Origin of the sequence: Candidatus Frankia nodulisporulans, assembly GCF_902806475.1 — a bacterium.
GTDB lineage: Bacteria > Actinomycetota > Actinomycetes > Frankiales > Frankiaceae > Frankia > Frankia umida.
The window spans coordinates 1-1,552 of sequence record NZ_CADCWS010000461.1 but is presented as its reverse complement, the minus strand read 5'-3'; the positions used below and the strand labels follow the sequence as shown (position 1 = coordinate 1,552).

At 69.3% G+C, this 1,552-nt stretch carries 2 protein-coding genes; one reads left to right on the top strand and one right to left on the bottom strand.

Annotated elements, in window-relative coordinates:
- Window positions 1-243: hypothetical protein (locus G6R24_RS24330; protein WP_420840686.1), on the bottom strand; the 243-nt coding region annotated here is incomplete at its 3' end.
- 254 nt (window positions 244-497) lie between these two features.
- Between G6R24_RS24330 and G6R24_RS20795 the strand changes: the two genes are divergently transcribed.
- Window positions 498-1,538 carry an NsdA family TPR-like regulatory protein gene (locus G6R24_RS20795; RefSeq protein ID WP_163550815.1) on the top strand — a complete coding sequence of 347 codons (1,041 nt, stop codon included), beginning with the start codon at window positions 498-500 and terminating at the stop codon, window positions 1,536-1,538.
- The last annotated feature ends 14 nt before the right edge of the window (window positions 1,539-1,552 follow it).

The window sequence follows — 1,552 nt, the reverse complement described above, 5'->3', positions numbered from 1 at the left end:
GCCCTGGGCTAGCGAGGAGTCTGCGACGCCGCCATGAGCCACATGAGCCTGCGGGCAGAGCAGGATGAGTTGCGTGCGCGGATGCGTGCGGTGGGCATGTCTCATGACGAGATCGCCGTCGAGTTCGCTCGCCGCTACAAGTACCGGCCCCGGGCTGCTCACCGTGCCGCGCATGGCTGGACCCAGCAGCAGGCCGCAGGTCATATCAACGCCCACGCCGCCCGCAGAGGCCTCGATCCGCACGGTGTTGCCTCCATGACCGCCCCGCGGCTCAGCGAGTTGGAGAACTGGCCCGTACCGAACAACCGCCGCCGGCCCACCCCGCAGCTACTCGCCCTGCTCGCCGAGGTCTACGGCACCAGCATCCACAACCTGATCGACCTCGACGACCGCGAACACATGCCAGCCGCCGATACGCTCCTCTCGGCAACACGTCCAGGACCACACCGACCGCGCCGCAGGTACCGGCCGTCCGGGCAGCGGCCGAGCACACTGGCGTGTTCGCGCTGGCGACGGCGTCCTCGGCGATGGATACGATCACCTCTTCTCGCGGCGAAGGTGATCGGCAAGCGAGCCTGACCGACGTGGGAATCCGGCAGCAGTATTTCGCAGCGCCGTCTGTCCCCACCTCTTTCCTTGATTACCTCGACGATTTTGTCGAGGACTGTGTCACGTCTTATGAGACTCGCGGTCCGGCCACGTTGATGCCCTTGGTCGTGCAGCAGCGCGAGGGTGCGCAAGCCCTCATCGAGGGTTCGCAACTGCCCCGGAATCGCCTGCGGCTCCTGCGGGCAGCCGGGCGGCTGTCGGGGCTGGTTGGCTACATGGCGGTGAATCTTGGCGACTTTCAGCTCTCGCGTGCCTACTGTGCAGAGGCGTTCGCTATCGCGGTGGCGGTGGAGGACAGCGATCTGGCGGCCTGGGTGCGAGGTACCGAAAGCCTGTGCGCCTACTACGCCGGCGACTACCGGTCCGCTCTCGCACGGGCGCGTGAGGGACAGACCTTCGCCGCAGGAGGGCCGCAGGCGATCCGGCTGGCGGTCAACGGTGAAGCCCGCGCGTTGGGCCGACTCGGCGACCGCGAGGGTGTGCGGGAAGCCGTCGGCCGCGCGTTCGACCTCGCCGAACGCGCCGACCTGCCCGAAGGCATGTCGGCGTGCCTTTCCTTCGGCGCCTACAGTCTCGCGCGGATCGCGGCGAACGCCGCGACCGCCCACGTCGGCACCGGCGACACCGAACTCGTCCACCGCTACGCGCAGACCGCCAGCAGCACGCCGGGCGCCGACCGCTCGCCCTGGAGCGACGCCCTGATCGCCCTCGACGTCGCCACGGCACTCACGGCCGGCAAGGACCCTGACCCAGAACACAGCGCCACGCTCGGTCTCCAGGCCCTCACCCGCGCCGGTGCCACCCCGATCGAGTCGATCCGCCAACGCGGCCGAGAACTCGCCCGCCGCACCGCGCCCTGGCGGACCCTTCCCGCTGTAGCTGAACTGGCCGAAGCCTCCCAGGCGCTGATCCGCAGAGGGCCGCGGTGAGCGAACACGACCCA